This window comes from Agromyces sp. P1_H4, from assembly GCF_056405255.1.
In genome coordinates this window covers 1-6,965 of record NZ_JBFUCL010000200.1, presented here as the reverse complement: position 1 = coordinate 6,965, position 6,965 = coordinate 1, and the positions used below count along the sequence as shown (strand labels likewise).

General features: G+C 71.7%; 8 protein-coding genes and 2 pseudogenes. 9 read left to right on the top strand and 1 reads right to left on the bottom strand.

Features of this window, described 5'->3' with window-relative positions; translation table 11 throughout:
* From AC1DY2_RS12520 to AC1DY2_RS12505, 4 genes and pseudogenes are all read left to right on the top strand, one after another.
* A pseudogene (locus AC1DY2_RS12520) lies at positions 1–304 on the top strand (SAM-dependent methyltransferase); the annotation flags it as partial.
* 8 nt (positions 305–312) lie between these two features.
* Entirely contained in the window at positions 313–1,326 is a 1,014-nt protein-coding gene (locus AC1DY2_RS12515) for a lysylphosphatidylglycerol synthase domain-containing protein (RefSeq protein ID WP_476762726.1), read from the top strand.
* Entirely contained in the window at positions 1,323–2,042 is a 720-nt protein-coding gene (locus tag AC1DY2_RS12510) for a RibD family protein (protein ID WP_476762725.1), read from the top strand. Before AC1DY2_RS12515 ends, AC1DY2_RS12510 begins: the two co-directional genes overlap by 4 nt.
* A gap of 10 nt (positions 2,043–2,052) precedes the next feature.
* Positions 2,053–2,562 (top strand): methyltransferase family protein, encoded by a 510-nt coding sequence (locus AC1DY2_RS12505; protein WP_476762724.1) that lies wholly within the window; start codon positions 2,053–2,055, stop codon positions 2,560–2,562.
* Positions 2,563–2,565: 3 nt separating this feature from the next.
* Here the strand turns inward: AC1DY2_RS12505 and AC1DY2_RS12500 are convergent, their stop codons facing one another.
* A complete protein-coding gene (locus tag AC1DY2_RS12500; RefSeq protein ID WP_476762723.1) occupies positions 2,566–3,240 on the bottom strand; it encodes a M15 family metallopeptidase in 675 nt (224 codons plus the stop codon).
* 87 nt (positions 3,241–3,327) lie between these two features.
* On the opposite strand from AC1DY2_RS12500, the gene AC1DY2_RS12495 reads away from it, so the two are divergent.
* The 5 genes and pseudogenes from AC1DY2_RS12495 to AC1DY2_RS12475 all read left to right on the top strand — a co-directional run.
* Positions 3,328–4,023: a response regulator transcription factor gene (locus tag AC1DY2_RS12495; RefSeq protein ID WP_476762722.1), complete on the top strand. Its 696-nt coding sequence runs from the start codon at positions 3,328–3,330 to the stop codon at positions 4,021–4,023.
* Between the two features lie 10 nt (positions 4,024–4,033).
* The gene (locus AC1DY2_RS12490; protein WP_476762721.1) at positions 4,034–5,110 is read left to right on the top strand and encodes a sensor histidine kinase; all 1,077 of its coding nucleotides are present in this window, start codon (positions 4,034–4,036) and stop codon (positions 5,108–5,110) included.
* A complete protein-coding gene (locus AC1DY2_RS12485) occupies positions 5,107–5,790 on the top strand; it encodes a VanZ family protein (protein WP_476762720.1) in 684 nt (227 codons plus the stop codon). The genes AC1DY2_RS12490 and AC1DY2_RS12485 overlap by 4 nt, the downstream gene beginning before the upstream one ends.
* Positions 5,791–5,844: 54 nt before the next feature.
* Positions 5,845–6,237, top strand: coding sequence for a DUF302 domain-containing protein (locus AC1DY2_RS12480; protein ID WP_476762719.1), 393 nt, complete (start codon positions 5,845–5,847; stop codon positions 6,235–6,237).
* A 40-nt stretch (positions 6,238–6,277) separates the two neighbouring features.
* Positions 6,278–6,965: pseudogene (locus AC1DY2_RS12475) on the top strand (sodium:calcium antiporter); the annotation flags it as partial.

Genomic DNA, 6,965 nt, shown 5'->3' with positions numbered 1-6,965 from the left:
CGCGCACCAGCGACGTCGCGCGGGGGCGCGGCGCCTCGTCGGGCCCACTGGCGTCGCGCTCGCGCGACGCCGGTTCCTCGAGGCCGGCTGGAACGTTCGAACCGCCGCCACCCCCTGGCGGCTCGGCGACCACGAGCGACCGCTCCTCGACGAGTGGTTCGCCGGATGGTGCGATGCCGCCCTCGAGGAGCGGGCCGACCTCCGAGCGGACGGCGCGGCGTACCGCACCCTTCGTTCGTCGCAATCGCGACGCGGTGCACTCTCAGCCGAGGTCGCGCACGCCGATCTCCTGGCGTGGCCGTGATGTCCGCGGTGAGGATCGCAACGGCCGCGACGGGAATCGGGTCACGGCTCCGCGCAGCCTGGGCGTCGCGACGGTTCCGACTCGCGGTACGTGTGCTGGTGGGGGTCGGCGTGCTCATGGCGGTGGTCGCCCAGGTCGGCACGGGGCCGTTCCTGCACGGGCTGCTCAGCGTCGACCTGCGCGTCATCGTTGCCGCGCTCGCGCTCTCCGCCACGGCGACCGCCGCCGCAGCCTGGCGCTGGAGCATCATCGCGAAGCGACTCGGGGTGGGCCTCCCCTACCCACGCGCCGTCGGCATGTACTACCGGTCGCAGCTGCTCAACACGGTGCTTCCCGGTGGCGTGGTGGGCGACGTGCAGCGTGCCCTCACGCAGGGCCGCGACGCCGGCGACGTCGGGCAGGGCGCTCGGGCCGTCGTCATCGAGCGCACCGTCGGGCAGGTCGTGCAGGTCGCGCTCGCGGTGGTCGTCATCGCGTGCTTCGCCGCCGAGTTCCAGGGCTACCTGCTCGCGACGACCGGCCTCGTCGTCACCGTGATCGCACTCGCCACGCTCGCGATGACGGCGACGAGCGCCCGGGCGCGCGCCGCGCTGCGACGCGAGCTCGACGAGCTCTCAGCCGGTGTGGGATCCGCCCGAGCGCTCCTGCAGGTCGTCGTCGCATCGATCGTGGTGGTCGCGTGCCACGTCGTGACGTTCGGCGTCGCGGTCGCCGCGGTGGGAGCGAGCGTGCCGCCGATGCGCCTCGCCGCCCTCGCGCTCGTCGTGCTGCTCGCCGGATCCATCCCGCTGAACCTCGGCGGCTGGGGTCCGCGCGAGGGGATCGCCGGCTGGACGTTCGCCGTCGCCGGCCTCGGCGCCTCCGCGGGTGTCGCCGCCGCCACCCTGTTCGGCATCCTGGCGATGATCGCCGTCACCCCCGCACTCGTCGTCGCCGCGACATCCGCCGCCCGACGCGCGCAATCGACCGCACCCGAGCGTACGGTCGTTCTCACCGGCACTGGCCGGAAGGAGGAATCGTGATCGACCGTCCGTACGTGATCCTCAGCGCAGCCATGTCCATCGACGGATACCTCGATACCGCCTCCCCGCCGCGTCTCGCGCTCTCGAACGAGGCGGACTTCGACAGGGTCGACGAGGTGCGCGCGCACTGCGACGCCATCCTCGTCGGAGCACGCACCGTGCGGGCCGACAATCCGAGGTTGCTCGTGCGCAGCGAGGAGCGACGGAGTCGGCGCGAGGCCGAAGGCCGTCCCCCGTCGCCCTGGAAGGTGACCGTCACGGCGACCGGCGACCTCGATCCGGAGTCGAGGTTCTTCACCTTCGGAGACACGGAGAAGCTGGTCTACTGCCCTACGTCCGCGACCCGCGACATCCGGGAACGGCTCGGTGATCGTGCGACCATCGTGGGATTGGCCGACGAGCTCACCGCGGTCGATCTCGTCGGCGAGCTGCACGACCGGGGCGTGCGGACGCTCCTCGTCGAAGGCGGCGGAACCGTGTTCACCCAGTTCCTGGCGTCCGACCTCGTCGATGAACTCCAATTGGCGATCGCCCCGTTCTTCGTCGGCGACCGGCGAGCCCCGCGCTTGATCGGCGACGGCACGTTCCCGTGGAATGCCGACCGTCGCGCACCCCTCGCTGAGAGCCGTCGGGTCGGCGACATGGTGCTCCTGCGGTATGCACTGTCCGAGCGAGGCACGGCACATGGTGGTTCCCTCCCCGGCGGACCGGACTAGCCCGACGCCCATGGCCCAGGCAGCTTCGCCCGTGCGCGCGTGGATCGGCACGATCGTCTTCCTCCTCCTCGCGCCCGGAATCGTCGCCGGCATCATCCCGTGGCTCATCTCCGGCTGGCGTTGGTGCGACTGGGGCACGGCCGCCTGGGTCGTGCTGCCGATCGCCTGGATCGCGATCGGCGTCGGAGTGGGCTTCCTCCTGCACGCCTTCGCGCTGTTCGCCCTGCACCGCGGAACGCCCGCTCCGGTCGCTCCGACTGCGACGCTCGTCGTGACCGGGGTCTACCGATACGTGCGCAATCCGATGTACCTGTCGGTGCTCGCGATCATCCTCGGCCAGGCGCTGCTGTTCGGCAGCTGGTGGCTTCTCGTCTACGCCGTCGTCGTGCTCGCCGCGGTGGTGGCGTTCGTGAAGGGCTACGAGGAGCCGACCCTCACCGAGACATACGGCGAGCAGTACGCCGCCTACCGGCGCAACGTCCCGGGCTGGTGGCCGCGGCTCACGCCGTGGCGCGGCTGATCGTCACTGCTGCATCCTCGGATCCTCGGTGGGGTCGGCATACGTGGTGGGGCAGCCCTGTGCGAGCGCCTCCTCGCGCAGCTCGAAGTGCCACGGCTCGTTGTCGTAGATCGGGCAGAGGCCGTACCCGGCGCCGTTCGCCGCCAGCCACGCGTCGGCGTCGGCGTCGCCGATGTCGACCGCGTCTCCCGAGACATGGGCCGACGTGGCGGCCGTCGCGACCCACCTGGCTGCCTCCGCTTCCGAGCCGTACGTGGCGACCGCGTCCTGGAGCAGTTGCTCCTGGTACTCCGGCGAGCGCCAGCCGCTGTTCACCACGAAGCCGATGCCGTCCGTTGCGGCATCCGTCGCCGCGTCGCGCAGCGCAGCGAGCAGATCGGGGTCGAGCTTGCCGACGCCGGGGTACTCGTCGTCGAACACCGTCACGCCGTCGGGCATCGTGCCGTCGGCCTCGGTGAGGTCGCCGATGGTCGCGCCGTCGGGCATGACCGGCGCCGCACCCGCGTCATCGCGCCAACCCTCACCGAATGACGAGGCCGACGACGACGAGGCCGGTGGCACGAGCGTTCCGAGCACCGTCGCCGCGGCGATGACGAGGAGGAGGGCGACGACGACCGCGCCGAACGTGCGGCGGGCGCGGCGTCGACTCGGGGACCGGGACGGGGTGGTTCGACTCATGCTGCGAGCCAACGCGAGGGCGCGTTGCCGGGGCGTATCCGCTTTCGGATACGCCGACGATATGCGTCGGCTCCTAGCATTGCCAGCATGCGCGTGTTGGTGGTCGAGGACGAGCCGTTCATGGCGGAGGCCATCCGGGATGGGCTGCGCCTGGAGGCGATCGCGGCGGACATCGCCGGCGACGGGAACGCCGCGCTCGAGCGGTTGAGCATCAACTCCTACGACCTCGCCGTGCTCGACCGCGACATCCCGGGTCCCTCCGGCGACGAGGTCGCGGCGAGCATCGTCGCCTCGGGCAGCGGGATGCCGATCCTCATGCTCACCGCCGCCGATCGGCTCGACGACAAGGCCTCGGGGTTCGGGCTCGGAGCCGATGACTACCTCACCAAGCCGTTCGAGCTGCAGGAGCTCGTGCTCCGGCTCCGCGCGCTCGACCGGAGGCGGGCGCACAACCGACCGCCGGTGCACGAGATCGCCGGGCTCCGGCTGGATCCCTTCCGCCGCGAGGTCTTCCGTGACGGACGCTACGTCGCGCTGACGAGGAAGCAGTTCGCGGTCCTCGAGGTCCTCGTCGCCGCCGAGGGCGGCGTGGTCAGCGCCGAGGAGCTGCTGGAGCGGGCGTGGGATGCGAACGCCGACCCGTTCACCAACGCCGTGCGCATCACGGTCTCGGCCCTGCGCAAGCGGCTCGGCGAGCCGTGGGTCATCGTCACCGTGCCCGGCGTCGGGTATCGCGTCGAGGCCGAGGCATCCGGCTCGGACGAAGGCGGCGCGCGTGGCTAGGCCGCCGGGAATGAGCGTCCGCCTCAAGCTCACCCTCAGCTACGCGGGCTTCCTGATGGTCGCGAGCTTCCTGCTGCTCGCGGCCGTGTGGCTGTTCCTCCTCCGCTACGTGCCCGCCCGCGCAAGCGAGACGATCGACGGGTTCGTGCCCGGTCGCGACGACCTGGTCCGTGCATTCGGGCCGGTCGTCGCGTGGGTCCTCCTCTTCCTGCTGGCGTTCGGCCTCGTCGGCGGGTGGTTCCTCGCCGGGCGCATGCTCGTGCCACTGGCACGGATCACGGATGCCACGCGGCGGGCCGCGAACGGATCGCTCTCGTACCGCATCGAGCTCGAGGGCCGGAACGACGAGTTCCGCGAGCTGGCGGACAGCTTCGACGCCATGCTCGCCCGGCTCGAGGCGCAGGTCGCGGAGCAGCGGAGGTTCGCCGCCAACGCCTCGCACGAGCTGCGGACCCCGCTCGCCATCACGCAGACGCTGCTCGAGGTCGCGCGCAACGACCCCCACCGTGACCAGGGCGCCCTCATCGAGCGCCTGCGCATCGTCAACGACCGCGCGATCGCCCTCACCGAGGCGCTGCTCCTGCTCAGCCGCGCCGACCAGCGGTCGTTCACCCGCGAGGAGGTCGACCTGTCGCTCCTGGCCGAGGAGGCTGTCGAGACACTCCTCCCCCTCGCCGAGCAACGCGGCGTCGGCCTCGAGACCTCGGGCGAGATCGCGCCCACGTTCGGCTCGCACGCGCTGCTGCTGCAGATGACCACGAACCTCGTGCACAACGCCATCGTGCACAACCTGCCCGACCACGGCACCGTGCACATGAGCACCGCCGTCGATGCGCGCTCCGTCACGCTGACGGTCGAGAACACGGGCGAGCACCTCGCACCGCACCTCGTCTCCACGCTGACCGAGCCGTTCCAGCGGGGCACCGAGCGGCTCCGCGGCGACCATGCCGGGGTCGGCCTCGGCCTCGCGATCGTGGCGAGCATCATCACGGCGCACGACGGACGCCTGACCATCGTCGGTCGTCCCAAGGGCGGGCTGCGCGTGACAGTGGCACTTCCTGCCGCGGCATCGGGCCCGATCCGATGAGCGTCGACGAGCTGCCCCGGTCGTCGCCGGCGGAGGGTGGGAGTGAGGCGACCCGATCGCGCCGTCGCATCCTGCCGGCCCTGTTCGTCGTGTACCTCGTGCTGCTCACGTGGATCGTGATCTGGAAGCTCGAGGTGCCGTTCGTCGGAACGGGCGACCTGCGCCAGCTCAAGCTCGTCCCGTTCGCGCCGAGCACGTGCGACGGGGCCAGCTCGCCCTCCGAAGTGGTCGTCAACGTCCTGCTCTTCGTCCCCTTCGGCCTGTACCTCGGCCTCCTCGCGCCGRCCTGGTCCTGGTGGCGAACCACGGCCATCGTCGCGGGTGCGAGCCTTGCGATGGAGGTGCTCCAGTACGTGCTGGCCGTCGGGAGTTCCGACGTCACCGACCTCATCACGAACACCGCCGGCGGGCTGGCCGGACTCGCCGTGCTCGCACTCGCGCGACGCAGGCTCGGCGCACGCACCGGCGTGGTCATGTCGCGGTGCTGCGCCGTGCTGACCGTGCTCGCGCTGCTGGCGGCGGCGATCGTCGTCGTCTCCCCGCTGAGCTTCGCAACGCCGCGCGACGTCCTGGTCGACGGGCCCGCTGCTCCGGGAGCGCCGACGGACATCGACTCCGTCGAGCGCCGTCGGCTGGATCGCGCGACCCACGCGCGGTACTGCCGGGAGAACCCGTTCTGACGTAGCCTGCTCGGGGACCGGTGACGAGGCCGCCGCCGGCGAAGGAGGCCCCCGATGACGAACCTCGTGGAGACGACGACCGGTCGATCCGTCGCGCAGGTGGTGGACGCGCTGCTGGCGGCGCTCGCGCGCCGTGGCATCCACGTGTTCGCCGTCATCGACCACGCCGCGGCCGCTCGGGACGCCGGCCTGGAGCTGTCCGACGAGACCGTGGTCGTCTTCGGCGACCCCACGGTCGGCACCGAAGTGATGCTCGCGGATCCGCGCGCCGGGATCGACCTGCCGTTGCGCATCCTCGCCTGGTCGGACAGCCAGGGCACGCATGTGGCCTATCGCGACATCCGGGATCTCACCGAGACGTTCGACGTGGCCTCGGCGCAGGAGACGATCGGTCGGCTGGGTGGGTTGCTGCCGCAACTCGTCACGGAGATGACGACCGGCGACTGATCCCGCCCCGGCCCGCGCCGTTTCCGTGTTCACTGGCGCTATGGACGGATTGCCCCTCTGGCTGTTGGCCGTGATCTTCGTCGCCGCCGCGGTGGTGGTGTGGGTCGCGGGCATCCAGCTGTCGCGCACGACGGATGTGCTGGACGCGCGGCTGGGCATCGGCAGCGCCCTCGGCGGGCTGATCGTGCTGGCGATCGCGACGAACCTGCCCGAGATCGCGATCACGGTCAGTGCGGCGATGTCCGGGGACATCTCGGTGGCGGTCGGCAACATCCTCGGAGGCATCGCCCTGCAGACCGTCGTGCTCGTCATCCTCGATGTCTTCGGCAGGCGGGCACCGGGCGCCCGCCCGTTGACATACCGCGCCGCCTCGCTGGTGCTGGTCGTCGAGGCCGTGATGGTGGTGGCCATCCTCACGGTCGTGATGGCGGGCACGCAACTGCCGGCCGATGCGCTCTTCGGGCGCCTCACCGCCGATGTGGTGCTGATCGCGGTGCTCTGGGTCGCCGCCCTCGTCCTCGTGCGGCGTGCATCCGTGGCCCTGCCCTGGCAGGCGMCCGGAGCGCCGCCGAGGCCGACGCCCGGACCGCGCCGCCGGCGCCGCCGGCCCGAGCCGCCGCACGCGTCGATGAGCACGGCGAAGGCGTGGCTGGTCTTCACGATCGCGGCGCTGGCCACGCTGGGAGCCGGCGTCGCGCTGGAACGCAGCGGGGATGCCGCGGCCGACG